1 pseudogene is annotated in these 267 nt (G+C 44.2%); it reads right to left on the reverse strand.

Annotation, left to right across the window (positions count from 1 at the left end):
• A pseudogene (locus tag ACG9ZL_RS21270) lies at positions 1–267 on the reverse strand (DUF6531 domain-containing protein); the annotation flags it as partial.

Below are 267 nucleotides of genomic sequence, written 5' to 3' on the forward strand. Positions count from 1 at the left end.
TGGCAAGTAAAATAAGGTCTAATACACTGCCGGATAATGCAAAGATATTGGCGACTGTTGGTACATTGGCGCTTGCTTTGATCTGTTCTAGGCTGGTGTTTCCACAAGCCTGTAAATAGTTTTGGATTTGATGGGCGATAAACTTATGGTCTTCTGTATGCGTCAGGCTGGCCAAATTAAATACTGCCAACTCTACCGCTGGCTTGGTCTCTTTAGCGGCTGGTTGTTGCTGTGTATTTGACCCTGCGGTCTGATTTTTACTGTCTA

The sequence above is a fragment of the Acinetobacter legionensis genome, from assembly GCF_048551735.1.
Taxonomy (GTDB): Bacteria; Pseudomonadota; Gammaproteobacteria; order Pseudomonadales; family Moraxellaceae; genus Acinetobacter.